General features: G+C 54.7%; 26 protein-coding genes and 1 pseudogene. 7 read left to right on the top strand and 20 right to left on the bottom strand.

The annotated features are described in order from the left end of the window. The first annotated feature begins 102 nt into the window (after positions 1 to 102). Positions 103 to 885, top strand: a complete 783-nt coding sequence (locus GJ1_RS04905; protein WP_066229258.1) for an EcsC family protein — start codon at positions 103 to 105, stop codon at positions 883 to 885. A gap of 32 nt (positions 886 to 917) precedes the next feature. Here GJ1_RS04905 and GJ1_RS17650 read toward each other — a convergent pair. The 7 genes and pseudogenes from GJ1_RS17650 to GJ1_RS19230 all read right to left on the bottom strand — a co-directional run. Beyond that, a pseudogene (locus GJ1_RS17650) lies at positions 918 to 1,758 on the bottom strand (alpha-galactosidase); the annotation flags it as partial. Positions 1,759 to 1,850: 92 nt separating this feature from the next. Next, the gene (locus GJ1_RS04890; RefSeq protein WP_066229249.1) at positions 1,851 to 3,500 is read right to left on the bottom strand and encodes a glycerol-3-phosphate dehydrogenase/oxidase; all 1,650 of its coding nucleotides are present in this window, start codon (positions 3,498 to 3,500) and stop codon (positions 1,851 to 1,853) included. A 161-nt stretch (positions 3,501 to 3,661) separates the two neighbouring features. After that, positions 3,662 to 4,213: a glycerol-3-phosphate responsive antiterminator gene (locus GJ1_RS04885; protein WP_066229246.1), complete on the bottom strand. Its 552-nt coding sequence runs from the start codon at positions 4,211 to 4,213 to the stop codon at positions 3,662 to 3,664. A 15-nt stretch (positions 4,214 to 4,228) separates the two neighbouring features. Then, positions 4,229 to 4,384, bottom strand: coding sequence for a hypothetical protein (locus tag GJ1_RS18575; RefSeq protein WP_167346087.1), 156 nt, complete (start codon positions 4,382 to 4,384; stop codon positions 4,229 to 4,231). A 17-nt stretch (positions 4,385 to 4,401) separates the two neighbouring features. Beyond that, positions 4,402 to 5,799 (bottom strand): sensor histidine kinase, encoded by a 1,398-nt coding sequence (locus GJ1_RS04880; RefSeq protein ID WP_066229243.1) that lies wholly within the window; start codon positions 5,797 to 5,799, stop codon positions 4,402 to 4,404. Further along, positions 5,796 to 6,497: a response regulator transcription factor gene (locus GJ1_RS04875; protein WP_066229240.1), complete on the bottom strand. Its 702-nt coding sequence runs from the start codon at positions 6,495 to 6,497 to the stop codon at positions 5,796 to 5,798. Before GJ1_RS04875 ends, GJ1_RS04880 begins: the two co-directional genes overlap by 4 nt. A gap of 171 nt (positions 6,498 to 6,668) precedes the next feature. Next, on the bottom strand, positions 6,669 to 6,791 hold the full coding sequence (locus tag GJ1_RS19230) for a hypothetical protein (RefSeq protein ID WP_281176911.1): 123 nt from the start codon (positions 6,789 to 6,791) through the stop codon (positions 6,669 to 6,671). Positions 6,792 to 7,024: 233 nt separating this feature from the next. Between GJ1_RS19230 and GJ1_RS04870 the strand changes: the two genes are divergently transcribed. Beyond that, positions 7,025 to 7,489, top strand: a complete 465-nt coding sequence (locus GJ1_RS04870; protein WP_066229237.1) for an Hsp20/alpha crystallin family protein — start codon at positions 7,025 to 7,027, stop codon at positions 7,487 to 7,489. A gap of 135 nt (positions 7,490 to 7,624) precedes the next feature. On the opposite strand, the gene GJ1_RS18570 is transcribed toward GJ1_RS04870, so the two are convergent. Beyond that, positions 7,625 to 7,762, bottom strand: a complete 138-nt coding sequence (locus GJ1_RS18570; protein ID WP_167346086.1) for a hypothetical protein — start codon at positions 7,760 to 7,762, stop codon at positions 7,625 to 7,627. Positions 7,763 to 7,872: 110 nt separating this feature from the next. On the opposite strand from GJ1_RS18570, the gene GJ1_RS04865 reads away from it, so the two are divergent. After that, positions 7,873 to 8,058: a hypothetical protein gene (locus tag GJ1_RS04865; protein ID WP_066229234.1), complete on the top strand. Its 186-nt coding sequence runs from the start codon at positions 7,873 to 7,875 to the stop codon at positions 8,056 to 8,058. Continuing rightward, positions 8,058 to 8,312 carry a sigma-G-dependent sporulation-specific acid-soluble spore protein CsgA gene (locus tag GJ1_RS04860; protein WP_066229231.1) on the top strand — a complete coding sequence of 85 codons (255 nt, stop codon included), beginning with the start codon at positions 8,058 to 8,060 and terminating at the stop codon, positions 8,310 to 8,312. Before GJ1_RS04865 ends, GJ1_RS04860 begins: the two co-directional genes overlap by 1 nt. Positions 8,313 to 8,395: 83 nt before the next feature. On the opposite strand, the gene GJ1_RS04855 is transcribed toward GJ1_RS04860, so the two are convergent. Further along, entirely contained in the window at positions 8,396 to 8,740 is a 345-nt protein-coding gene (locus GJ1_RS04855; RefSeq protein WP_066229229.1) for a YppG family protein, read from the bottom strand. Positions 8,741 to 9,055: 315 nt separating this feature from the next. Here GJ1_RS04855 and GJ1_RS04850 point away from each other — a divergent pair, with 315 nt between their 5' ends. Then, positions 9,056 to 9,256: a YppF family protein gene (locus GJ1_RS04850; RefSeq protein ID WP_066229226.1), complete on the top strand. Its 201-nt coding sequence runs from the start codon at positions 9,056 to 9,058 to the stop codon at positions 9,254 to 9,256. Positions 9,257 to 9,711: 455 nt separating this feature from the next. On the opposite strand, the gene GJ1_RS18980 is transcribed toward GJ1_RS04850, so the two are convergent. Next, positions 9,712 to 10,074, bottom strand: coding sequence for a hypothetical protein (locus GJ1_RS18980; protein WP_245629335.1), 363 nt, complete (start codon positions 10,072 to 10,074; stop codon positions 9,712 to 9,714). A gap of 206 nt (positions 10,075 to 10,280) precedes the next feature. On the opposite strand from GJ1_RS18980, the gene recU reads away from it, so the two are divergent. Both recU and GJ1_RS04835 read left to right on the top strand, forming a co-directional pair. Continuing rightward, the gene (gene recU, locus GJ1_RS04840) at positions 10,281 to 10,898 is read left to right on the top strand and encodes a Holliday junction resolvase RecU (protein ID WP_066229224.1); all 618 of its coding nucleotides are present in this window, start codon (positions 10,281 to 10,283) and stop codon (positions 10,896 to 10,898) included. 18 nt (positions 10,899 to 10,916) lie between these two features. Then, on the top strand, positions 10,917 to 13,616 hold the full coding sequence (locus GJ1_RS04835) for a PBP1A family penicillin-binding protein (protein WP_066229221.1): 2,700 nt from the start codon (positions 10,917 to 10,919) through the stop codon (positions 13,614 to 13,616). A 165-nt stretch (positions 13,617 to 13,781) separates the two neighbouring features. On the opposite strand, the gene nth is transcribed toward GJ1_RS04835, so the two are convergent. The 10 genes from nth to panB all read right to left on the bottom strand — a co-directional run bounded on the left by nth (position 13,782) and on the right by panB (position 23,910). Then, positions 13,782 to 14,453 (bottom strand): endonuclease III, encoded by a 672-nt coding sequence (nth, locus tag GJ1_RS04830; RefSeq protein ID WP_066229286.1) that lies wholly within the window; start codon positions 14,451 to 14,453, stop codon positions 13,782 to 13,784. A gap of 94 nt (positions 14,454 to 14,547) precedes the next feature. Then, positions 14,548 to 15,255 (bottom strand): DnaD domain-containing protein, encoded by a 708-nt coding sequence (locus GJ1_RS04825; protein ID WP_066229218.1) that lies wholly within the window; start codon positions 15,253 to 15,255, stop codon positions 14,548 to 14,550. Between the two features lie 64 nt (positions 15,256 to 15,319). Beyond that, entirely contained in the window at positions 15,320 to 16,615 is a 1,296-nt protein-coding gene (gene asnS / locus GJ1_RS04820) for an asparagine--tRNA ligase (RefSeq protein ID WP_066229214.1), read from the bottom strand. Between the two features lie 230 nt (positions 16,616 to 16,845). Beyond that, a complete protein-coding gene (locus GJ1_RS04815; protein WP_066229211.1) occupies positions 16,846 to 18,027 on the bottom strand; it encodes a pyridoxal phosphate-dependent aminotransferase in 1,182 nt (393 codons plus the stop codon). A gap of 21 nt (positions 18,028 to 18,048) precedes the next feature. Beyond that, positions 18,049 to 18,525 carry a cell wall elongation regulator TseB-like domain-containing protein gene (locus GJ1_RS04810; RefSeq protein WP_066229208.1) on the bottom strand — a complete coding sequence of 159 codons (477 nt, stop codon included), beginning with the start codon at positions 18,523 to 18,525 and terminating at the stop codon, positions 18,049 to 18,051. A 5-nt stretch (positions 18,526 to 18,530) separates the two neighbouring features. Then, positions 18,531 to 18,701: a YpmA family protein gene (locus tag GJ1_RS17635; RefSeq protein WP_083509942.1), complete on the bottom strand. Its 171-nt coding sequence runs from the start codon at positions 18,699 to 18,701 to the stop codon at positions 18,531 to 18,533. Between the two features lie 287 nt (positions 18,702 to 18,988). Next, on the bottom strand, positions 18,989 to 21,754 hold the full coding sequence (dinG, locus tag GJ1_RS04800) for an ATP-dependent DNA helicase DinG (protein ID WP_066229198.1): 2,766 nt from the start codon (positions 21,752 to 21,754) through the stop codon (positions 18,989 to 18,991). A gap of 52 nt (positions 21,755 to 21,806) precedes the next feature. After that, a complete protein-coding gene (gene panD, locus GJ1_RS04795) occupies positions 21,807 to 22,190 on the bottom strand; it encodes an aspartate 1-decarboxylase (RefSeq protein WP_066229194.1) in 384 nt (127 codons plus the stop codon). Then, the gene (panC, locus tag GJ1_RS04790) at positions 22,172 to 23,074 is read right to left on the bottom strand and encodes a pantoate--beta-alanine ligase (protein WP_066229284.1); all 903 of its coding nucleotides are present in this window, start codon (positions 23,072 to 23,074) and stop codon (positions 22,172 to 22,174) included. Before panC ends, panD begins: the two co-directional genes overlap by 19 nt. After that, a complete protein-coding gene (gene panB, locus GJ1_RS04785) occupies positions 23,074 to 23,910 on the bottom strand; it encodes a 3-methyl-2-oxobutanoate hydroxymethyltransferase (protein ID WP_066229191.1) in 837 nt (278 codons plus the stop codon). The genes panC and panB overlap by 1 nt, the downstream gene beginning before the upstream one ends. Between the last annotated feature and the right edge of the window lie 131 nt (positions 23,911 to 24,041).

Below are 24,041 nucleotides of genomic sequence, written 5' to 3'. Positions count from 1 at the left end.
AAATATTTATCAAAAATCAACGTTGAAACGGAATCTTTTTTTATACGTATAATCGTTTGAACATTTATTCACCTTAATATGTAAGAAGGAGGCGGAGTGGAGATGGAAACGCGACAGATGCTAAAACAAGAACTCGAATCAATCACCGACTGGGAACACTCCCAAAAAGACCTATGGTTTTGGGAAAAGCTCGGCCGTTTGCCGTTTCAAGTGCTCGATAAGCTGACACCAAAAGTCGTCCATCGAAAACTCGGGCAGCTGCTTGATGAGTTGGGGAGCTATATTCAAAGCGGCGGGAAGTATTTGGTAAACAAGGAGAAACTATTGAACAAGCTCGGCGTATCGTCGCTTGCGCAAGTGCCGCACTTGCCGCTTGAGAAAATGGATCGTGTTTGCGACGAGTTGATTGAGGCGCGCGTCACGTTCGCCCAGCTGCAAGGGGCAGCGACCGGAGTGGGCGGGGCGTTGACGCTGGCAGTGGACATTCCGACGTTGCTCGGGTTGGCGCTGAAAACGCTGCAGGAAATCGCCATCGTGTACGGATACGACCCGAAGGAAAAAGAGGAGCGCGTGTTTGTTGTCAAATGCTTGCAGTTTGCCGCGGCAGATATCGTCGGGAAAAAAGCGATTTTGGACGAGCTTTCGTCGTTCTCCAATGAACGCGGACGCGTCTTTTCCGAGCTGCAAGGCTGGCGGGAAGTGATGATGACGTTCCGCGATCAATACGGGTGGAAAAAGTTGTTTCAAGCCGTGCCGATCATCGGCGTCATTTTCGGTTCGCTGTTTAACAAATCGTTTATGGAAGATATCGCGGAAACCGGAAAGATGCTGTATCGGAAGCGGCGCATTATTGAAAAGCTAAAACAATTGGAACCCGATGTCTAGGCGACACCGGGTTCGATTCGTTTCGGGCTGGTGGTTTGCGGCATATAGTAAAGAATCCCTGGATCAAACCGCCCTCCGCCTCCTGAGCAGCTTTCAAACAAAATGTGCGGAAAGCGCGAGGTGATTTCGTCCATGACGCGATACAGCCCAAGCATGTAGCGATGCGCCGTTTCGCGCTGGCGCTCCGGCGGCAAGGCGGCCGAGCCGATTTCCGTCATATGGCGGTTCATATCCCATTTCACGTAGGTGATCGGGGCGCTCGCGAGGACGTTCGAGATCGTTTCGATCATATAATCGCACACGTCTTGGCGGGAGTAATCGAGCACAAGCTGGTTTCGCCCCTCGGAGCGCGGGCGGTTGGGCACATGAAGGCACCAGTCAGGATGCTTCCGGTACAGCTCGCTGTTTTTTGACACCATTTCCGTACTGCAACGTCACCTGCAGGCCGATGAGCGCATCCTCGAGGACAATTTCCAACGTTTCGGCTTCATTCTCGTGTTCCACATACGTCGCTGGCAGCCCGTCAAGCTTTGGCTTCCCTTTATAAATACGATGCGTTTTGTAGCGCAAATCCGTCACCGTCGACCCGTTCTCCAGCTGCACCTGATACGCTGGGGCGCGGAAGTCCGTGTTGCCGTAAGCCGGATATTCCTGCGGCAGCGTATCGAGCGAAAACGTGCGGTCAGACGGATCGGGGTTCGGGGAAAACGCGCGGTCCAGCCGCGGAAATGCGCGCGCGTCCCGAACATCGCGCACCGCTTTTCCCCAATAAACGTGTGTCAAATAACCGGAACGGAAAAGCTGCATCACGTAGCTTGCCTTTTCCGCCCGCAAATGAAACCGTTTCGTTTGTGGATTGTATGTAATCGCCATCCTCTTCCTCCTCTTTCATCGTTTTCTTTCATTTTACGTAATTTTTAAGTAAAAATCTATCAAAAAAGCGCCCGGACGTGGGCGCTTTTTCGTCATTTATTGGAAAGCACAGCCTGATGCAGCTCCCGCTCCAGCTCACCCCGATACACCGCCGTCTCTTCCTCCGTCCATCCGAAATAGCCGGCCATAAACGCCATAACCGCCTCTTTCTCCCGCCGGACGGCATTGATGTCAAACAACAGCGCGCCGGTGCGGCGGATGAAGTAGTCGACCGGTTTGGCCGCCATTTCTTCCTCCATGGCGTAGACGAGGCGGATGAACGTTTCGCGCGTTAAGCCAGATGAACGGTCGTATTGCTGGCTTAAAGCGAACAGGCGATCAACGTTCGTGCCGTATTGTCTCGCCAGCCGCGCTCCCGCTTCTTTCGTCAATCCATAGCGCACCGCTTCTTCCGCTTTTTCGGCGATGAAGGCAGGGAGGCGGTGCGAGCCGCCGACATCGCCGCCGGAGATCGGCAATTGTTTCGTCTGACATGGACGAAACACTTTTCCTTCTTCTTTCTCCAGCTGCTTGGCGACAAGATCAACGACGGTCTCGGCCATTTTCCGGTAGCCGGTCAGTTTGCCGCCGGCGATCGTAATAAGGCCGGATGGCGACGTCCAAATTTCGTCTTTGCGGGAAATTTCCGATGGATCCTTCCCTTCCTCATAAATGAGCGGGCGAACGCCGGCCCAGCTCGACTCGACATCAGCGGCGGTGATGCCGACGGATGGAAACATGAAGCGGATCGCTTTCAATAAATAGTCGCGGTCCTCTTCCGTCATCGTCGGATGGGCCGGGTCATCGTCGTAAAATGTGTCCGTCGTGCCGACATAGGTCTTTCCGTCGCGCGGAATGGCAAACACCATCCGGCCGTCCGGGGTGTCAAAATACACCGCTTGTTTAAGCGGAAAACGCTTTTGGTCGACGACGATATGAACCCCTTTGGTCAGCTGCAATCGCTTGCCGGTTTTCGATCCGTCTTTGTCGCGCAGCTCATCGACCCACGGACCAGCGGCATTGACGACTTTTTTGGCACGGATGTCATACACGCGGCCGCTTACCATATCGCGGCAGCGGGCGCCGATGATGCGGCCGCGCTCGTCGTACAAAAACTGTTCCGCTTTTGCATAGTTGACGACATCGGCGCCAAGTTCGGCCGCTTTTTTGATCACTTCGATGGTCAAGCGGGCGTCGTCGGTTCGGTACTCGACGTAATAGCCGCCGCCGATCAGGCCATCGCGCTTTAAGAGCGGCTCTTTTTCCAACGTCTGCTGGGCATCGAGCATCGTCCGCCGTTCGCTTGGCTTGACGCCGGCCAGGCGGTCATACAGCCAGAGGCCGATCGACGTGCTCCATTTGCCGAACGTCCCGCCGCGGTAAATGGGCAGCAGCATCCACTCCGGCGTGGTGACGTGCGGGCCGTTTTCGTACACAATCGCCCGCTCGCGCCCGACTTCGGCGACAAGCTTCACCTCAAACTGCTTCAGATAGCGCAAACCGCCGTGAACGAGTTTCGTTGAGCGGCTTGACGTGCCGGCGGCAAAATCTTGCATCTCGACAAGCGCCACCGTCATGCCGCGGGAGACGGCATCAAGGGCGATGCCAGCGCCGGTGATCCCCCCGCCGATGACGAGCAGATCGTACTTCTTTTCGCCCATTGTTTGCAAAATGCGGCTTCGCTGTTTGCTTGAGAACGCCATAAATCATTCCTCCTTGGAAAAAGACAAAAAGAGACCATCGCAAACACGATAAGCATTCCGCCTACCATGCATGCATGGTCTCTCCCTGTCTCCTGACTGATGATTAACTTGTTAACTTTATTGTAGCAGACTGCAGCCGATTTGGCCAGCTCAACGCATTATCAATTGTAATGGCGCCATAACGCCTCGTTCGATGTCGTCACCGCCGCCGCGCCGGCTTCTAGCGCCCGCTCGACGTCGTCGGGGGTGCGGATGAGCCCGCCGGCGTAAATCGGTTTCCCGGTCTGTTCCTTCACTTCGCGGATGATGTGCGGCATGGCGCCCGGGATGACTTCAATGCAATCGGGATTCGTTTTGGCGATCAGCTGGTAGCTTTTTTCTAAAGCATGGGAATCGAGCAAAAAGATGCGCTGCACGGCCAAGACGCGTTTTTGCCGCGCTTTCAGAATGACGCTCGCCTTCGTGGAAATCAGGCCATGCGGGCGGAACTCCTGGCAAAGGTATTCCGCCGCATGTTCATCATGGCTCAGCCCTTGCACCAAGTCGGCGTGGATGATCAGCTCCTTGCCATGGCGGCGCGCATAGGCAAAGACGCCCTTCAACTGGGCGATATGCACCTCAAGCAGCACCCCGACCTGGAAGCCGCTCGCCAAAAACGATTCGAACTGCTTCATCGTTTTGATGGCCGGAATGATGCGCTGTTTTGTTTCCATTTGCTTTCCCTCGATTCATCCTCTCATTTTGTCGATCTCATCTAAGCATGACAGCGACATCATCGTCCGCGGTTTGCATGTGGCGATTTTCACCCCGCGCTTGCGGAACTTCTCGACGACGCGATGAATCGCTTTTTTGCTGGCCGCCTCTTCCTCATAGGGATGTCCCATTGCCTCACGCTCCTCTCCTACTCCGCTTTCGGAATGGCGAGCTCGACCGTCGTTCCTTGGGCGACTTCGCTCTCCATCGCAATTTGCCCGCCGTATTTGTCGATAATCTCCTTGGCGATTGAAAGCCCCAGCCCGGCGCCGCCTTGTTCGCGGCTGCGCGCCTTGTCGACGCGATAAAAACGCAAAAAGACATTTTTCAGCTCTTCTTTCGGAATGCCGATGCCATAATCGCGGATGGCCACGATGACAAACGATCCTTCCTCACGCAAGGAAATATCGATTTGTTTCACTCGCTGAGAATATTTTACCGCATTGTCAAGCAAAATGAACAGCAGTTGTTCAAAATGATGTTTTGCCATCGCCATGCGCGCCAGCGGCTTCTCCGGTTGGTGGACAATAAATTGGAAGTCCGGATGCAAGACGCGGAAATTTTTGACGACTTGTCCAACGGCGGCCGCGGCGTCGATCGGCGCAACTTCATCGGGCACCGTGATCGCCTCGGCGCGCGATAAGTCAAGGAGCTCAAGAACGAGCCGCTTCAGCCGCTCCGCTTCTTTCACCGCCGCCTCGAGCGATTCTTCCAAAATCTCCGGGTTGTGTTTGCCCCATCGCTGCAACAATGAAAGATGGCCTTGCAAAATGGCGATCGGCGTGCGCAGTTCATGCGACGCATCTTCGACAAATTGCCGCTGCATGGCGAACGACCGTTCAATTTCATCCATCATGCCGTTGAACACGAGCATCAGCTCGGCGATTTCATCGCGCGCCGGAGGAACATCGATGCGCCGCTTCAACCCGTTGTTTTTAATATCGACCATCGTTTTGGTGAGCGTTTGCAGCGGCCGGACGAAGCTTTGCGCCACGAACCGTCCGGCGAGCGCGCTTGCCGCCATGGCCAAAAAGCCGATCGCCGTCATGATGAGAAAGAGCGTGTTCGTCACTTCTTGGAACCGCGCCAGCCGGCGGGCAATTTCGATCGTCCCGTGCAAGTTGCCGATATGAAGCGGCTGGCGGAGCAGCAAAAACCGTTCATTGTTGATGAAATGCTCATCCATTTTCCGCTTGTTGGGCATCTCGCTTGGCGACAGCGACACCGCCGCTCCGTTTGAGACGGAGACGATGACGTTTCCTTTCTCATCCGTGACGCGAATGAGCTGGTAGCGTTCATTCAGTCTTTCTAAAAACGCGCGGCTGCGGCGAATTTCCTCCCATGATAAATTACGTTTTTCCGCGTAATACGTTTCAATTTCCGCCACCGTTTGTTCCATCGTTTTTTCTTCTTCCTTGAGCAGCCATTGTTTCACCATATGATATTGTAAAAAGGTAAACACAAAATACGTAATGAAAATCGCCCCGGCAGACAAAACGGTCAGCTTCCCTTTCAGCGAAAAACGATGAATCGCCGACTGCTTCATGGCCGCATCACATATCCCGCGCCGCGCACCGTTTGGATATATCGTTCTTTATCGTGTTCATCCAGCTTTTGCCGCAAGTAGCGGACATACACGTCGACGACGTTCGTCTCGACCTCGGCGTCAAACCCCCACACTTTGTCAAGCAGCGTATCGCGCGTCAAAACGACATTGATGTTTTGCATAAAGGCGACGAGCAAATCGTATTCACGCTTCGTCAGCTCAATAAATTCGTCTCCTTTTTTCACCGTGCGCGCCTGCACGTCAACGACTAAATCTTTAAACGTCAACACTTGGCCGTTCGCTTCCGGATGAACGCGGCGGAACAAAGCGCGGATGCGGGCGAGCAGCTCTTCAATGGCAAACGGTTTGACGATATAGTCATCCGCCCCGTTATCGAGCCCCATGACGCGGTCAAACACACTGTCGCGCGCCGTGATCATAATGATCGGCGTCGATTTCGCCGCCCGGATGCGGCGGCATACTTCCATGCCGTTTAAGCTCGGCAGCATCACATCAAGCAAAATGAGATCCCACTGCTCCGACAGAGCGCGCTCGAGCCCTTCGCGCCCATCGGCGCATACATGCACGTCAAAACCTTCATGCGTCAAATCAAGCTCCAAAAACCGGGCCAATCCGGCTTCATCTTCAATTAATAAAATGCGTCCGTTCACCGGTTGCTCCTCCTCTCTTGCGGCCATCGCCGCTTCCGCTTTTGCGCCTCCATTTTCATGGCCAGCGGTTGTTCATTTTTACTATACACAAACAAAGCGCAATCGCCAACGGCGATCAGCGGGCAAAAGAGAGCGGGGCGCCTTTGGCGGCCACCGCAAAAAAGCGCGCCGTCAAAAGACGGCGACTCGGCCAACTGTTCATGAATGGCGGTCAACGATCCAATCGACAATCGCTTGAACGATTTCAATCGCCTGATAAGAAAGAAGCGACACAGCGGTTCCGGAAAAAAACAACGTCACCAGCCAATGAATACAATGCATCGCGCCATCCCCCTTCCGCGGCCGGATGACCGGCAGCGTTATTGATGTGCATCTCATGGATGGTGGTGTCATTATATTCCATCTGGGTTAAAACAAAATGAAAACTCCCTAAAAAAGCACGGAGTAGCTTTTTTGGCGCTCCGTACATACATTGACAGTGAATCGCCTTGCCAATCCGCAACGTCCCGACAGAGCAATTTCGCTGTTTTGGAAAAGAAAGGGAGGGAAGCGCAATGAATGAATCGTTTCAACCGCCGGCCAACGGGGGAGGAAATCACCCGTTCCATCATTTGCGGAAAATGATGAATCAATGGTTCGATGAGCGGCCGCTGCAAAAATTGTTCGAAACGCTCGATGACTACTTTGCGCAAACGTTCGCGGCAGCGTACATCCCGATCGAGGTGAAAGAGACGAAGCGCGATTACCAAATCATCGTCCGGCTGCCCGACGTCAAGCGCGAGCAAATAAGCCTGCAATGGCAGGAAGACGGCCTTCAGCTGATCATTGACCATCATGAAATGATCGAATCGTCAGACAGCAATGGCCATGTGTACGAACGCCGCCACGCACGGCGGCGCTTGGCGCGGTTGATTCCATTTCCGTATCCCGTCGCTGAGCATGAGGTGAAAGCTTCGTTTCAAAACGGAACGCTCACCATCCGGCTGCCGCAAAAGCGGAAATATATCGATATTGATTGAGTACGATCCAGCCTGTGCATTCAAAAACCATTTCGACAACGACCGGCGCCAAAGGCGCTATGCCGAACAGCGCCGCTCTTGGACGCGAAAAAAGCCGTTCCCTGCATTGGGAGCGGCTTGTTTCTTGTCCAGCTTCTATTGTTTATGGGGAGGATTCCCGGAGCGGCTGCCGGCTTCCGGCTCTCCTTTTTTGGACGCCCATTCGTTGATGATTTCCTCACGGTTGTTCGGGTATTTGTTTTTCCGCTTCCGATTGTCGTTGCGGTTTGTCACCGTCATCACCCCCTTATGGTTTGCCATTAGCTTGCATCGCCGCGGCCAAAACGATGCATACATACTTTCTCGGCTGGCAAGCTACGCTACTTATAGGAGGTGCAAAATGAATGACGAAACTGCCCGATTTCAAACAATTGAACGATCGATTGATCAACGAGTCGTCGGATGAACCAATGCTTGTCTTCAAAACAAACCTCGATCCGGACCGCGTGACGGAAGAAAATCCGTACGCCAAAGGCCGCACAAACGTCAGCAAGGAATTTGTCTCTTTTTTTGAAGGGGGCGGACGGTGATGGAACAAACCCTCGCCTATTTGCGCGAAGTGCTGTCCAACTATTTGGACAGCCACGATGACACCCCAAAGCGCATTTACAAAAAGCTGATCAGCAAACCGTACCGGGGCGAAGGGGAATTTGTCCGCGACTTGACGCAAGAAGAAAGCGCCTTTTTGGACCGCATTTTGCCTCATGAAATCCGCTATGCGATGGATGAGCGCGATTATGAGCGCGTGTATCAGCTCAATGAAGTGTATGAGCTGCTCATTTGACAGCGTGAAAACCGCTCCCCGTGCAAACGGCAGAGCGGTTTCCCTTTTTCAAGCGCGCTCGACCGTCGCGCCATGACGCAGTTTCATTTTTTAAACGCACCGAGCAACCCTTTCAACATGCCGTTCATCTGATTGACCGTATTGATCATTTGCCCCACCGTGCTCATCATTTTGTTGATATCGTATGTTCCATCGCTGTTTTTAAACTGGGCGAGAAACGATGGGCGCGGCGGCGGCAAAAACGGCCCTGGCTTTGGATACGGCACCAGATACGAGGGCGGCGCGGCATGGCCGGACGGAAGATGAGGCCAGTGAACCGGCGCCGATGGGAAAGATGAAAACCCATAGTGAAAATAAGGACTATAATGGCCGCCTGAGCCGTATGGCCCATAAACTGGCGGCGAAACCGGGCGCGGGTAACGATGCATGTTCCTTCTCCCCCATTTTTGATGTTCGCCCCAGCCCTAGAAGGTTGGTGAAAAACCGTGATTTTTTCAAAATCATCTAGTCATGAGTGCAAATGCGCTGTGTTTCCATTTGCGAACGTCCCTTGCCAGAGCGTTTTCCCAGTAAGTCACCAGACTTCTAGACCAAAGAGGCGGGCTGTCACTAGTATATGTGCGAACGCCCGGCGGCGTGTACGGACATGTCACCTCTTGTCGGAAGTTTTAATTTTCCGAAATCTCCCTTTCTCCCTATTTTCATGGTACGATGTAAAAAAGGGGGAAGGGGGAAAAGCATCCATGAACGTGACGGAGTTAAAGCATAAGTTTATGGCGGTCAAACATTGCGAACCGGCTGAGGCGAATGAACTGCTCGATTTTGCCCGCCGTCTGTATTTGCGCGGGGAAATTTCACTCGCTGAGTACCGCGACCTTGTGCGCGAGCTTGAAAAAGCGGGCGCCTGGCAGCCGGACGAAGCAGGGGAATACGCTGGACTGTAGGAGATGAGGGATCTTTTCCCTTCTTTTTTTTGCCCATTTTCCTCACGGCGCATAAAAAACGATGTTGCTTCCCACCCTAAAGAGGCAAGAGGAATTGCCGGACAAAGGGGGGATTGGCGATGGGGCGAGGCGTTCATTTCAACCGTCAACTACCCCCACTTAAAGCCCAGCGGCTTTTGAAGTGGAGGCTTGCAACTCCCTAGAAGTGCAAGCGGGCTTTGCCCTCCTTCCTTCGAGTGGGGTTGCATCAGGCAGGTTGACAGCTGCCCAACGATACAGGTCATGCCTGTATCGCTTTCGAAACGCTCGGTGCGTTTGTTGGCAGTACTTGACTTCCACACACAACAGACCTTATTACGCTCGATGTTTTACGGTTGCAACGTTTCCTGCAACCAACGCCCCACATCGAGTAGTAGTTATTGGAGTGCCCTGATTCAACGGTTTTCTCCATGTCCTTATTTTATCATACACAAAAAGAAAGGAGGAAGGGCGATTCCTCCCCACTTACTCCTTTCCGTCGTTGAAGTGGGGGGCTCCTCGCCCAAAAACGATGAAAGCGGGAGCTCAGCGCCTCGCTTCCCCCCCTCAAGCCGCCGTTCGACGTCGGCGATTCGCCCTTCAAGGCGCTCGAGTTGCGCTTGATTTTGTGCATAACGCTCTTCGATGACATCAGCGACCACTTTTTCCATTTTCGCATCGACCTGCTCGATGAGTGCAACGATCTCTTGCAGCTGCTTTTCGATCTCCTCTTTTTTGACAAGCCGTTTTTCCATTCCCTCTCCCCCATTTCTCGCATGATGATATTCCATTCGCGGCATGAAAGACGACTCCTGCCGCGGCGACAAAAGTAGAACGAATTCGGCAAAGAAAGCGGCTAGCAGCCGCCGTTCGACATTGACCTCTCCCCCCGCTTGCCTTCGGCCGAAATGAGGGCCTTCTCGGTCAGAGAGGATAAAAAAGAAAAAAGGGCGCATATGACCGGAGCGTATGGTATAATAAAAACCATTCAAAGGAGATGAACGCGATGGCACTCAAATACCCAAGCGGAAAAGAGTATCGCGGAAACAAGCTGGACGCAGCGCTCAAGCCGGCGGCCGATTATGCCAATCGCGGCATGACGCTCGAAGACGACTTAAACGCAACGAATGAATATTACCGAGAGCACGGCATCGCTGTCATCCATAAAAAGCCGACCCCGGTGCAAATCGTGCGCGTCGACTATCCAAAACGGAGCGCCGCCGTCATTACCGAAGCCTACTTCCGGCAGGCGTCGACGACCGATTACAACGGCGTCTATCGCGGCAAATACATCGACTTTGAGGCAAAAGAGACAAGAAACAAAACGGCGTTTCCGCTGAAAAATTTCCATGCCCACCAAATCCGCCATATGGAGCAAGTCGTCGCCCACGGCGGCATTTGTTTTGCGATTTTGCGCTTTTCTTTGCTCAATGAAACGTATTTGCTTGACGCCTCCCATTTGATCGCCTGGTGGAACGAACAAGAAAACGGCGGACGAAAGTCGATTCCGAAGCAAGAGATCGAGCGGCGCGGACATTCCATCCCGCTTGGCTACCAGCCAAGAATTGATTATATTAGTGTAGTAGACAGCGTGTACTTCACCGGCCGAGGTGAAAACTTGTAAGAAAGGCAGGATTTGCTTATGTCTGGTGAATATCGTTCTCGCGTGGAACGAAAGCAGGCAGCGAAACAAGGGAAACAAAAAAAAGCGAAAGCGAAAAAGGGAACAGGGTGGCTGAAAACGATCGCTGCTGCGATCTTACTGTTCATCACCCTCGCTGCTGTCGGCGGCGTGGCGGCGTTCGCCTACTTCGTCAAGGACGCCCCTCCGCTTGATGAGGCGAAAATTAAAGACCCTCTCTCTTCGATCGTGTACGATATGAACGGGAAGAAAGTCGCTGAACTTGGCGGCTACAAGCGGACGTACATTTCGTATAAAGACGTGCCTAAAGTGCTCGAAGACGCTGTGCTGGCGACCGAGGACGCCCGTTTTTACGAGCATCACGGCATTGACGTTGTCCGCTTGGCCGGCGCCGTCGTCGCGAATATCAAGGAAGGGTTCGGCGCGGAAGGCGGCAGCACGATCACGCAGCAAGTCGTCAAAATGACGTTTTTGTCGTCGGAGAAAACGTTGAAGCGAAAAGCGCAAGAGGCATGGCTCGCCCTGCAGCTTGAGCAAAAATATTCGAAGCATGAGATTTTGGAAATGTATTTGAACAAAATTTATTACTCCGACGGCATTTACGGCGTCGCCCGCGCCGCGGAGTATTACTTCGGCAAAACGAACTTAAAAGAGTTGACGCTTCCGGAAGCGGCGTTGCTCGCCGGCATGCCGCAAAGCCCGAACCGGTACAATCCGTATGACCATCCGGAGGCAGCGAAAAAGCGGCGCGACACCGTGTTGTCGCTCATGGCAAAACACGGTCTTATCAGCGCAGAAGAAGCGGAAAAAGCGAAGCAAGTGCCGATTCAGTCGATGCTTGCCGAACGGAAAAAACCGCAAACTTCTGTGCCGTATGACGCCTTTATTGACGAAGTGATCAAAGAAGTGACCGACAAAGCGAACGTCAACGTCTTTGAAGACGGGTTGAAAATTTACACAACGCTCGACCAAAACGCTCAGGCGTATGTGGAAAAGCTATTAAACTCTGATAAGTACTTCACTGATAAGAAAGATTTGCAATCTGGCATCGCCGTCGTCGACACGAAAACAGGCGCCATTCGCGCGTTAGGCGGCGGGCGCAACCGTGACCGTGTCGAGTTCGGCTTCAACTACGCCATTCAGCCGGTCGGCCAGCCTGGTTCCACCATTAAGCCGATTTTGGACTATGGACCGGCGATTGAATATTTAAAATGGTCAACAGCACACATTCTTGTTGATGAGCCGTATACGTATTCGGACGGCACACCGATCCGCAACGCCGGCGGGGGATACGCCGGACCGGTTACGCTGCGCTATGCGCTCACTTGGTCGCGCAACATCCCGGCGTTAAAAACGTTCCAAGCCGTCGGCAAAGAACGGGCGATGGAGTTTGCCAACCGCCTTGGCATGGGGTTTGATAAAGTGGAAGAAGCATACGCCATCGGGGGCGTCGCCCGCTACGTATCGCCGCTGCAAATGGCCGGCGCCTACACCGCCTTTGGCAACAACGGGATTTACACAAAGCCGTATGCCGTGACGAAAATCGTCTTCCCAGACGGTACGGAAATGGATTTGAAGTCAAAGCCGAAACGGGTGATGCATGACTACACAGCCTATATGATCACCGATGTGCTCAAATCAGCCATCCGTTCCGGCACAGGCCAGCTTGCCTACGTTCCAGGGCTAGAGCTCGCCGGCAAAACAGGAACGACGAACTACGGCGAAGACGGCGCCAAATTTGGCCTCAAAAGAGACGATGTGCCGGATAGCTGGATTGTCGGCTATACGCCGAACTATACAGCGGCCATCTGGGTCGGCTTCAGCAAGCGGAGCAGCACAGCGAAGCTCGATAAGCACGAACAAAAAATTCCGAAATACTTGCTAAAAGATTTGATGTCCCACATCGACGACGGACGCGGGGAATTTCAACAGCCGGACAGCGTCGTCAAACTGCCGATCAAAAAAGGCACGAACCCGCCGAAACTTGCCGGCAAATACACGCCGGAAAGCGAAATTACGTATGAATTGTTCGTGCGGGGCACCGAGCCGACGGAGACGGCGAACGACGAGCCGAAAGAGCTGCCGGCGGTGAAAGGCTTGACCGCCTTGTACGACCAAGCAGCGAACGCCATTTCCGTCTCCTGGTCATACGATGAACAAACGGACGAGACGATCTTTGAGGTGCGCGTGAAAGACAGTCAAGGCCAAACGAACACGGTCACCACGAAAGACCGGTCGATCTCAATTGCCAATCCGACGCCAGGCGCAACCTACACGATCGCCGTGTACGCGAAAGACGGCGAACGAATGAGCAAGCCGGCTATTGCCAGCGTTCATATCCCCGGCGAGCAAGATCACACCCCTGTTTCGCCGCAACCGCCAGGCGACGACAACCAAGGCAACAGCGGGCAAAACAGCGGAAACGATAACCAAGGCAATGGAAATGAAACCAATGGAAATGGCGAAAACCAAGGCGGACAGGGGAACAACAGCGGGCAAAACGGCGGCAATAGCGGCGGACAAGAAAACGGCAATAACGGCGAGACCGACACGGATCACGGCCAACCGAACGGCCAAGGGGCGAATAACAGCGGGCAAACGAATGGAACAAACAGCGGCGCCGGCTCCAGCGGAGCTGCGACGTCAGTCTCCCCGCCGTTAAGAAACGGCCCTGGAGCGAGCATCGGAAGCCGTCAATAACGATCATCCCCAGTCGCCAAAAAACGGATGGCTCTTTTGAGCCATCCGTTTTTTCATGACCGCCCATTTGCGAGCCAGCCAATGAACAGCTTCAACTGTTGCTTCGGATTTCGTCAAACAGCCGGCTTGACCGATGGATGAGCGCGGCCGCAGGGCTGACCGGCTTCATCCGCCGCTTGTCGTCTCGTTCTCCCGCTTCCGCATTCGTTTTTTTCCTTCGCGGCATAAATGAAGAAGCGGGCATACTGGACATTGCGGCGCCTGCGCCTTGCAATGGTAGCGGCCGAAAAAAATCATTCGGTGGTGGGTGATCGACCATTCTTCTTTTGGGATGTTTTTCATCAGCGTCTTCTCGACTTCCAAAACCGAGGCGTCCCAGCGGCAAAAACCGAGCCGTTTGCTGACGCGCTCGACGTGTGTATCGACGGCGATGGCCGGCACGCCGAACGCAACGGACACAACGACGTTCGCCGTCTTCCGCCCGACGCCCGGCAGCTTCATCAACTCATCGCGGTCGCGCGGCACTTCGCCGTTGTACTTGTCAATCAACATCGCGCACAGCTTTTGAATGTTTCGCGCTTTGTTCCGATATAAGCCGATCGACCGGATGTCTTGCTCGAGCTCCTCAAGCGGCACGGAAATATAATCGTGCGGCGTCCGATATTTTTCAAACAGCCGTTTCGTCACTTTGTTGACGAGCGCATCGGTGCATTGCGCCGACAAAACGACCGCAATCAGCAGCTCAAACGGATTGCGGTGCACCAGCTCGCAACGTGCATTGGGAAACATTTTCGCCATTTCGTCCAAACAGTAGCGGATTTGTTGCTTTGTCAGCACCGTTTGCCCCCCTTTCGCATCGTTGGGCCCGACAAAAGCGAGCGGCAGCGCCCGCTGTTTTTGGCCAAACAAAAACGAGAGACAGCGCCTCTCGTTACGAGTCAAGCCAGTTGAAAAACGGGATCGTCTGTTGAAATTCCCCCGTCGCCTGCCTCATCGGACGAGCGGACGGTTTCGGCTTGCGAAATTTTTTGCCGTAGTCATGCGCCTGTTCAATCGTGCGAATGCCGTTCTTTTTCCATTCAAACAAAATGCGATCGATGTAGCGGAAATTCAGCTTTCCCGACAGCACCGCCTCGCGCAGCGCCGCTTTAATGATGGCCGGTTCATGTCCGTCTTGATCGATCCACATCGCGAGCGTTTCGCACTCAAACGGAGAGAGCGGACGGCCAAATTCCTGCTCAAAAACGGTGTATAAACTCTCTTCTTCCTCCTGCCGACCGATTTCCCCCTCTTGAGCCGCTTGGGTGTACAAATAATGCACTAACTTCTCCCAAAGCGGTTCGAGCGTATATTTTTCGCTGCGAATGCCTTGTTCATCCGTATGCTCTTCAATGGCGATCATCCCTTTTTGCAAGAGCCGGCGCACCATCTCCATGCATTCCGCCGCCGAAACCGTCATTCGTTCAGCCAGCTCGGCCGGCGTCGGAAACAAGACGCCTTCTTCGAAAAACGACTGCATATGCAAAAGCAACACGAGCTCCCCTTCTCCCAACCCAAGCTGCTTGTAATGGCCAAGCAGCAGCTTCGGGACGGCGACGCTTCCTTGCGCCAGCCATTCGGCCACCTTTTTCTTTTCCATGCCGATGCACCTCAACTATAGTATAACATAACGGCGGCGAAAAAACCCCCTTTTTGCAGGGGGGTTACGGATAAAGACGGTTGAGCAGCCGCGGAAACGGAATCGTCTCCCGCACATGTTCGACGCCGCAAATCCAAGCGACGGTGCGCTCAAGGCCAAGCCCGAACCCAGAATGCGGCACAGAACCGTATTTTCGCAAGTCCAGATACCATTCGTACGCTTCCAGCGGCAAATGGTGCTCTTCAAGACGGCGCTTGAGCAGCTCATAATCGTGAATCCGTTCCGAGCCGCCGATGATTTCTCCATATCCTTCCGGCGCGATCAAATCAGCGCATAGCACAACGTCGGGGCGGTTCGGGTCCGGCTGCATGTAAAACGGCTTTAACGATGTCGGATAGTGAGTGATGAACACCGGCTTATCGAAGCTTTCCGCGATGGCCGTCTCATGCGGGGCGCCGAAGTCGTCGCCCCACTCGATGTCGGTAAACCCTTTGTCGTGCAAAAGCTTGATCGCTTCGTCATACGTCAGGCGCGGAAACGGCGGTTGGATCAACTCAAGCTTAGACACGTCGCGCCCGAGCCGCCCGAGTTCAAGCCGGCAATGCTCGAGCACCGACTGCACAAGGTAGGAAACGTACTCTTCTTGCAGCCGCAAATTGTCTTCAAACTCATAAAACGCCATTTCCGGCTCCACCATCCAAAACTCGATCAAATGGCGTCGCGTTTTCGATTTTTCGGCGCGGAATGTCGGACCGAACGAAAACACTTTGCCGAGCGCCATCGCCGCCGCTTCCATGTAGAGTTGGCCGCTTTGCGACAAATAGGCATCCTCATCAAAATATTTCGTATGGAACAGTTCGGTCGTTCCCTCCGGTGCGCTTCCAGTCAAAATTGGGGCGTCGACTTTGACAAAGCCGCGGTCGTTAAAAAACTCGTACGTCGCCCGGATCACTTCGTTGCGGATTTTCATGATCGCATGCTGGCGCCGCGACCGAAGCCAAAGGTGACGATGGTCCATCAAAAATTCGACGCCGTGCTCCTTCGGTGTAATCGGATAGTCCACTGCTTCTTGAATGACTTGCAAATCGACAACCGACAGCTCATAGCCAAATGGGGAGCGCTCATCGACGCGCACCGTGCCGGTCACATAGAGCGACGTTTCTTGCGTCAATGTTTTTGCCCGCTGAAACACATCTTCCGAGACGTTCGCCTTTTCGACGACGCCTTGAATAAAGCCGGTGCCGTCGCGCAGCTGCAAAAAGACAATTTTTCCGCTTGAGCGCTTGTTCGCCAGCCAAGCGCCAATTGTCACTTGTTGTCCTACGTATTGATTCACTTCCGCAATCGTCGTCGTTTTCACGCGCTAATTCCCTCCAATAATTGACACGTCCATCATTCGCTATTATACCGTTCCGTCGGCGTCACGGCAACGACCATGAGAGTCGGCCGCAACGCCAAGCGGCGCCAAACAATGCTGCGGCTGCAATCTCCCTCCGCGCAACGTCCGAGGTGCCAACCGCGCGGAAAAAGCGGCTTTGCACCAAACAAAGCCGCCCTTTTCTTTCTGCTGGCACCTTGGCGCAAGCCGCCTTAGGCGCGCGCCTCCATAAACTTGCGGATGCGTTTGATCGCTGTTTCGAGCGCCTCAAGCGATGTCGCGTACGACAAGCGAACGTTGTCCGGCGCTCCAAACCCCGATCCGGGCACGAGCGCGACTTTCGCTTCTTCGAGCAAGGCGGCGACGAACTCGTCGACCGTGCGGCAACCGGCCATATCCGCCGCCTGGCGGGCGTTCGGGAACAAATAAAACGCTCCTTGCGGTTTGACGCAAGTGAAGCCTGGAATTTGCACCAGCTTGTCGTAAATAATGTTGAGCCGTTCTTCAAACGCCTGGCGCATTTGTTCAACCGGCTCTTGCGGACCGCTGTAGGCGGCAATAGCGGCATATTGGGCGATCGACGTCGGATTCGATGTGCTATGGCTTGCTAAATCCGTCATCGCTTTTATGATATCTTTCGGCCCAGCCGCGTACCCAATGCGCCACCCTGTCATCGAGTGCGATTTCGATACGCCATTGATGATGACCGTCTGCGCCTTCAACTCCGGCGACAGTTCGGCGATCGACACATGTTTCGCCCCGCCGTAAATCAATTTTTCATAAATTTCGTCCGAAACGATCAGCACGCCATGTTCCAAACAAATCTCGCCGAGCGCCTTCAGTTCTTCCGCACTGTAAATCATGCCGGTCGGATTGCTCGGGGAGTTGAGAATGACCGCTTTTGTCCGCGGCGTAATGGCCGCTTTCAGCTGTTCCGGCGTAATTTTAAAATCGTTTTCCTCCAGCCCCTCAACATAAACCGGAACGCCGCCAGCCAGCTTCACTTGTTCCGGGTAGCTCACCCAATACGGCGTCGGGATGATCACTTCATCGCCTTCATCAAGCAACACCTGAAAGAGAGTATACAGCGCATGCTTCGCCCCTACGCAGACGATGATTTCCGCCGGCTCGTACGAAAGCCCTTGGTCGCGGACAAACTTTTTGATGATCTCCGCTTTCAGCGCCGGCAGCCCGCCTGACGGCGTATATTTCGTATGCCCTTCATTCATCGCCTTGACGGCTGCCTCGATGATGTGCTGCGGCGTGTTGAAGTCCGGCTCCCCGGCCCCAAGGCCGATCACGTCGTATCCGGCCGCTTTCAGTTCCTTTGCTTTCGCCGTAATGGCCAATGTCGCCGATGGCGTCAGCGACGCCACCCGTTTTGCCAGTTTCATCGCTTCTTCCCCCTCACGTCCTCACTGTTGAAAACTGTACCTCTTCAGGAAGGCTCCATCCGCAAAATAAAGGTAATAAAACGAATACCTTCCTTCTGCATCAATATATGTCAACTCCCAAAAAGGCACGCCTTTTTCCATGCCCAGCGTCGCGTCAATGATGCGCCGCGGGCTTCGGTCGCGCTGCAAGATGGCGCGCGCTTCCGCCTCGCTGATGCCGCTGTCCACGCGCTTGACAACGACATTCCCTTCTTTTTCAGGCACCCAAACAACGACCGCTTTCCCTTGTTTCGTTTTCCCGATGAATACGGTGCACGCTTCGTCGCCATAATATGTATAGACTTTCTTCACATCAACAAGCCCAGCGGCTTCCTTCGCCCGCGCCAACGCATTTTCCACCATCAGCCGTTTGGGCGCCATCGCCTCGTCATAAATCGACCACGCCTGCCAAATGAGGAATCCAAAAAAAAGCAGAGCGAACCAACCCCACTTTTTCATCGTGATCACGTCCGATAAATCGTAAAGATGGCCTGGCGCTTGTCGTGTTCATCCAAGGCAAGGCCAAACATCAAATTGTCGCGCTTTAGCGTTCGGTTCAAACAGTCGACGATTTTGTACAAGTCGTCGGAATGCTGAACTTTGACGGTAGCGAGCACTTCAATTTTGCTTTCCATTTTCGTCGTTTCCTCCTGTGCGGCGCAAATTTTGTTACTTATACACGCCGGCAGCTCCGGCAACAATACAAATACAGCGAAGGTGACATCAAAGGCGTGCTTCTTCACACCTCTGCGGCCAAGCCGATCAAACCAAACGGCAAGGCCGCAACTGTCATCGCAGTTGTGCTTCTTCCCTATTATAACAGGTTTGTCCGACCATTTCATAAAAAATTTGCCCGCCTACACCGTCAACGCCAATTTGTTTTTTCCCCGCTTCATGCGGGGATTTTTGCCGCCTGACACCTTTAGATTGCGCCGTTTCGTCCATCTTTATGAAAACTTTCAGAAAGCCAAGTTCTCGCCTTGTCGAGCAGCTCGGAAAGCGCGCCCTCATGCACTGGAAGCGGCGGCAAGGAAGCGAGGAAATCCGCTCCGTACGAAGCGGCCATAAGCCGCCGGTCCAGCACAAATACAATCCCTTTGTCTCCTTCGGTGCGGATGAGGCGGCCAATCCCCTGCTTAAAACGAAGCACCGCCTCAGGAAGCGCCAGCTCGGAAAACGGATCGCCGCCGTCAGCGCGGATCCACTCGCTTTTTGCCTCCATCACTGGATCGTCCGGAGGCGCAAACGGCAAGCGGGCGATGACAAGCACATCGAGCGCCGAACCTGGCAGATCAATTCCTTCCCAAAAGCTGCTCGTCCCAAACAACACCGCATGCTCAAACTGCAAAAACGTCCGCAACAGCTTTGCCGGACTGCCGCTTTGCACCCCTTGTGCGATGAAAACAAACGGTTCGTCTTCTTCCACCGTCTTCAGCGCATCAACCGTCAGTTTCAACAGTTCATACGATGGAAACAACACAAGCACCCGCCGGCCGAGGCGCCGGGCGATCGCCAGCACCGAAGCGGCCGCCGCTTCGGCGTAATCTTCAAGCGGCACGGCGGAAACGAGCGGCATATCCGCCGGAACGAAGAGTGCAGCCTGTTCCTCGTAGCGAAATGGCGCCGGAAACGAGCGGCAAAGCGGATAAAAGTCTTGAAGGCCGAGGCGCGCCGCCATATACGTGAACCGGCCGCGGACAGTGAGCGTCGCCGACGTCAAAATAACGCTCCGCTTTTTCATAAACAGCTGATCGGCGAAAAAGTCAGCGAGGTCAACAGGCTGCGAGTACAGGCGGACGGCGTTCGCCGCCCCTTTTTCATCCGCTTCGATCCAGCGGATAATGCCCGGCTCCGTTTCGGTCAACAGCCGTACGAGCGCAACCATTTGCCGGTTGAGCGCCGCCAAATCGGCCGACAGCAAAGCGGGCGGCGCGAGATCGCCAGTGATGTCAGCGGACAGGAGAGGTCTCGCTTCAGCGCATAGCGCTGCCGCCAAATCTCGCAAGCGCCAACATAGATCGACCGCCGCCTGCCACGTCCGGTTTTGTTCGTTCATCGGTGAAAAGCGATAGCGGCAACGTCCGGCGCGGGCCGGCTTTTTCTCGAGCGCATAGCGGCGAAGCAGCCGAAACAGCTCATCCCCCTCAAACTGCAGCTCCTCAAGGCGCCGCTGGCAACGGACAAGAGTCTCATTCGTTCCGTCCTGTTCTGTTTCCAGCCATTTCGCGATCGTCTGTGACATTTTGGCGGTCAACAGGCGAAACGACACGTAGTCGATCCGTTCGCCAAAACAGCGGGCGGCGACCTCTTCGAGCCGGTGCGCCTCATCAATGACAAGATGGCGAAACGGCGGCAAAAGCGGCGCTGGGCCGGTCAAATCATGCAGCAAAAACGCGTGGTTGGTAATGACCACATCCGCTTGTTCAGCGCGCTCTTTCGCCTGGGCGAAAAAATGGTGCCGTCCTCCGTCTTCCTCTTCGCCGATGGCGAGCGCCGACAAAAGAAGACGGGCGCCGGATGACACATTCAATTCGTCCAAGTCGCCGCTGTCAGTCTCCAGCAGCCAAACGAGCAGCTGGCATTTCAACAGCGCCGCATCGTACGTGTCAGACGGCTCCGCCAAAAACGAAGCAAACTTATCAAGCGACAAATAGTTTTGCTTTCCTTTCAAAACGGCAACGCGGAGCGGAAACGGCGCGATTTGACTCAATACCGGCCAATCGCGGCGGATGAGCTGCTCCTGCAGCTGAAGGGTGTGCGTGCTGATGACAACCCGTTCTTGCCGCTCATAAGCAAAAAAGGCGGCAGGAATGAAATAAGCGAGCGATTTGCCAAGTCCGGTTCCTGCTTCAATGAGCGCATGTTGAGACGTCGACAGCGCCTCGTAAACGAGCCGCATCATCTCCCACTGCCCCGCGCGATGCTTGTAGCCCGAAAGCGGAAGAGGCGGCTTCTTCTTCCAAAAGGTGGAAAACGAAGCCGAAGCGGGGCGCCGACCGTTCTCCTCCGGCTCCGGCGCTGGTTTTTTCAACGCAATGCCGCGGTATGCGGCGACGGTGCGGTCTGCCGGCGGCTCGTTCCGCTTTTCGGCGATGACTGCATCAAGGAGCAAGTAAATATCGCTTTTTAAGTGGCGGGCGAAACGGCGCAGCTGCTCAAGAGTCATAAGCGGCAGGCGGCGCAGCCGCTCAAGCAAGGCGATGAACAGCTTGGCGGTCACTTCCGCATCGCTGTCCGCTTGATGCGGACGGTCGTGGCGGAGGCCGAGCCGCTTCGCCAAATCGCCGAGCTTATAGCTTTCAGCGGTCGGCAGCACGATGCGGGCGAGCTCGACCGTATCGATCGTCGGGCCGGCAAACAGGGGACAACCGGCCCGCTCAAGCTCGGCCTGCAAAAACGGCAAATCAAAGTCGACATTATGGGCGACAAAGTAAGCGCCGTGCATCATCGCGGCAATCTCGCCCGCCTTATCGGCAAACAGCGGCGCCTCTTCAACCATTTGTTCATCGATATTCGTCAGCTGCTGAATGACCAATGGAATCGGCTGTTCTGGATTGAAAAAGCTGGAAAACCTTTTGACGATCAAGCCGTCCTCGACGACCGCCATGCCGAGCTGGATGATCCGGTCGCCTTTTTTCGGCCCGTTTCCAGTTGTCTCTAAATCAATGATGACAAAGCGCGTTGCCATAAACGATCACCTCAAAGCGAAAAGGGGCGGAAAAGCCCCTTTTTTGCCCTCATTACAAAACCGTATGTGCCGGCTCCGCGGTGATGAGCTGCGCGATCCGGTTGTTTTCGTCCATAATGGCGATTTTCGGCCGATGCACGGCGATTTTTTCCTCCGGAACGAGCGCATACGAAATGACGATAATGATGTCCCCTTTTTGCACGAGGCGGGCGGCGGCGCCGTTCAAGCAAAAGACGCCGCTGCCGCGCTCGCCGGGGATGATGTACGTTTCAAAGCGGGCTCCATTATTATTGTTGACCACCTGCACTTTTTCATTAGCGACCATGCCGACCGCATCCAAAATGTCTTCATCGATCGTAATGCTGCCGACGTAATCCAAATTGGCCTCTGTTACACGGGCACGGTGAATTTTGGCGTTCATGAGCGTGCGAAACATGGTTGCTCCCCCTTTCCATCCCCTTGTTCGCCGGTTTTGGGCAGCTCAATGATGATGTTGTCGATCAACCGGGCGCTCGCGAATCGGACGGCGACAGCGATCAGCACTGTCCCAGCAAGCGTCTCAAGCGGCGTCAAGTCCGGATATGAGCATACTTCGACATAATCGATCTCTGCATGGGTATGCGCTTCAATATGCTCTCTGACGAGCCGGCGGATGACCGCTGCGCTCCGCGCCCCTTCTTCGACGGCGGAAGCAGCCGCTTGAAGCGCCGCATACAGCGCCGGCGCCTCGCTCCGTTCCTGCGGCGACAAATAGACGTTGCGCGAGCTTTTCGCCAGCCCGTCCGCCTCGCGGACCGTCGGCACTGGCACGAGCTCGATCGGAAAATTGAAATCGCGGATCAACCCGTCGACGACTGCCACCTGCTGGGCATCTTTCATCCCGAAGTATGCGCGATCGGGCATGACGATGTTGAACAGCTTAATGAGCACCGTCGCCACACCGTCAAAATGGCCGGGCCGCGACCGCCCGCACAACACGTCGGCGCGCGCTTGAACAATCGCTCGTACGGTCAGCGGCTCCGGATACATCTCGTCCGCTTCCGGATGGAACAAGACGTCGACCCCATGCTGTTCGGCGATGCGCCGGTCGCGTTCGAAATCGCGCGGATAACGGGCAAAATCTTCGTTCGGTCCGAACTGAAGCGGGTTGACGAAAATGCTTAAGACGACGATGTCGTTTTCCGCACGCGCCCGATCGATGAGAGAGGTATGCCCTTCATGCAAATAGCCCATCGTCGGAACGAAGCCGACCGTCTTTCCTTGGCGGCGATATTGGCGCATGAGCGCCTGCATCGCCGCAATCTCGTTCATCACAATCATCATTGCTTTCCTCCGTAAAGCGCCACCCATTCTTCTTCCTTCATCGTAAACGTCTGCGCCGGCTCCGGGAACTGCCGCAGTTTGACATCCGCAACATAGTTGGCTAACGCCTCGACGATCGTCTCTTGGATGGACGCGTATTGTTTCACAAACTTCGGCACGCGGCTGACGCCGTAGCCAAGCAGGTCGTGATACACGAGCACTTGGCCGTCGACCTCCGCCCCGGCGCCGATGCCGATGACAGGAATGTGGAGCTCTTGGGCCATGGCCGCCCCAAGCTGCTTCGGCACGCACTCGAGAACAAGGGCGATCGCCCCCGCCCGCTCGCACTCCTTGGCATCCGCAAGCAGCTTTTTCGCCCCTTCGGCATCTTTTCCTTGCACTTTATAGCCGCCAAGAACGCCGACTGACTGCGGCGTCAGCCCGAGATGGGCAACGACCGGAACGCCGGCCTTCGTCAGCGCGGCGATCATGTCGACAACCTCATCCGCCCCTTCGACCTTGACAGCATTCGCCCCCGACTGCTGCATGATGCGCCGGGCGTTTTGCAGCGCCTCTTCTTTGGACGCATGGTACGACATAAACGGCATATCGGTGACAATAAACGTGTTCGGCGCGCCGCGACGGGCCGCCTTCGTATGGTGGATCATGTCATCGACCGTCACCGGAATCGTTGAATCATACCCGAGCACAACCATGCCGAGCGAATCGCCGACCAAAATCATGTCAACGCCGGCTTGCTCAGCAAGCTTCGCGGATGGAAAATCGTAGGCGGTCACCATGACGATCGGCTCGCCTGCCTGCTTCATGCGGAAAAAGTCGGTTTTCGTCTTCATGTTCGTTCCCTCCTCTTTTGTTGCAGAGGAGATGAACCGCCCGAAACAAAACGTCCTTCTTTCCCGCCTTGAGAAAGAAGGACGCCATAAAACCGCCGTCGGTTTCGTTCATCCCTCTGTCCTAGTCCTTC

This window comes from Geobacillus jurassicus NBRC 107829 (assembly GCF_001544315.1).
Taxonomy (GTDB): domain Bacteria; phylum Bacillota; class Bacilli; order Bacillales; family Anoxybacillaceae; genus Geobacillus; species Geobacillus jurassicus.
The sequence above is the reverse complement of the archived record's forward strand: the minus strand, read 5'-3'. Positions and strand labels throughout refer to the sequence as shown.

What these genes read in the sequence shown, in the direction of transcription:
- GJ1_RS04890 (WP_066229249.1), bottom strand. Translation starts at nt 3,500, where the DNA reads ATGGCGTTCTCAAGCAAACAGCGAAGCCGCATTTTGCAAACAATGGGC.
- dinG (WP_066229198.1), bottom strand. Translation starts at nt 21,754, where the DNA reads ATGGCAACGCGCTTTGTCATCATTGATTTAGAGACAACTGGAAACGGG.
- GJ1_RS17635 (WP_083509942.1), bottom strand. Translation starts at nt 18,701, where the DNA reads ATGGAAAGCAAAATTGAAGTGCTCGCTACCGTCAAAGTTCAGCATTCC.
- GJ1_RS18980 (WP_245629335.1), bottom strand. Translation starts at nt 10,074, where the DNA reads ATGCCGCGAATGGAATATCATCATGCGAGAAATGGGGGAGAGGGAATG.
- panD (WP_066229194.1), bottom strand. Translation starts at nt 22,190, where the DNA reads ATGTTTCGCACGCTCATGAACGCCAAAATTCACCGTGCCCGTGTAACA.
- panC (WP_066229284.1), bottom strand. Translation starts at nt 23,074, where the DNA reads ATGATTGTGATGAACGAGATTGCGGCGATGCAGGCGCTCATGCGCCAA.
- GJ1_RS04855 (WP_066229229.1), bottom strand. Translation starts at nt 8,740, where the DNA reads ATGCATCGTTACCCGCGCCCGGTTTCGCCGCCAGTTTATGGGCCATAC.
- GJ1_RS04850 (WP_066229226.1), top strand. Translation starts at nt 9,056, where the DNA reads ATGAACGTGACGGAGTTAAAGCATAAGTTTATGGCGGTCAAACATTGC.
- recU (WP_066229224.1), top strand. Translation starts at nt 10,281, where the DNA reads ATGGCACTCAAATACCCAAGCGGAAAAGAGTATCGCGGAAACAAGCTG.
- GJ1_RS18575 (WP_167346087.1), bottom strand. Translation starts at nt 4,384, where the DNA reads ATGGGACATCCCTATGAGGAAGAGGCGGCCAGCAAAAAAGCGATTCAT.
- GJ1_RS04865 (WP_066229234.1), top strand. Translation starts at nt 7,873, where the DNA reads ATGACGAAACTGCCCGATTTCAAACAATTGAACGATCGATTGATCAAC.
- GJ1_RS04835 (WP_066229221.1), top strand. Translation starts at nt 10,917, where the DNA reads ATGTCTGGTGAATATCGTTCTCGCGTGGAACGAAAGCAGGCAGCGAAA.
- GJ1_RS04885 (WP_066229246.1), bottom strand. Translation starts at nt 4,213, where the DNA reads ATGGAAACAAAACAGCGCATCATTCCGGCCATCAAAACGATGAAGCAG.
- GJ1_RS19230 (WP_281176911.1), bottom strand. Translation starts at nt 6,791, where the DNA reads ATGCATTGTATTCATTGGCTGGTGACGTTGTTTTTTTCCGGAACCGCT.
- GJ1_RS04875 (WP_066229240.1), bottom strand. Translation starts at nt 6,497, where the DNA reads ATGGCCGCAAGAGAGGAGGAGCAACCGGTGAACGGACGCATTTTATTA.
- GJ1_RS04860 (WP_066229231.1), top strand. Translation starts at nt 8,058, where the DNA reads ATGGAACAAACCCTCGCCTATTTGCGCGAAGTGCTGTCCAACTATTTG.
- GJ1_RS04825 (WP_066229218.1), bottom strand. Translation starts at nt 15,255, where the DNA reads ATGGAAAAGAAAAAGGTGGCCGAATGGCTGGCGCAAGGAAGCGTCGCC.
- GJ1_RS04880 (WP_066229243.1), bottom strand. Translation starts at nt 5,799, where the DNA reads ATGAAGCAGTCGGCGATTCATCGTTTTTCGCTGAAAGGGAAGCTGACC.
- GJ1_RS04810 (WP_066229208.1), bottom strand. Translation starts at nt 18,525, where the DNA reads ATGAAAAAGTGGGGTTGGTTCGCTCTGCTTTTTTTTGGATTCCTCATT.
- GJ1_RS04905 (WP_066229258.1), top strand. Translation starts at nt 103, where the DNA reads ATGGAAACGCGACAGATGCTAAAACAAGAACTCGAATCAATCACCGAC.
- GJ1_RS04815 (WP_066229211.1), bottom strand. Translation starts at nt 18,027, where the DNA reads ATGAAACTGGCAAAACGGGTGGCGTCGCTGACGCCATCGGCGACATTG.
- GJ1_RS04870 (WP_066229237.1), top strand. Translation starts at nt 7,025, where the DNA reads ATGAATGAATCGTTTCAACCGCCGGCCAACGGGGGAGGAAATCACCCG.
- panB (WP_066229191.1), bottom strand. Translation starts at nt 23,910, where the DNA reads ATGAAGACGAAAACCGACTTTTTCCGCATGAAGCAGGCAGGCGAGCCG.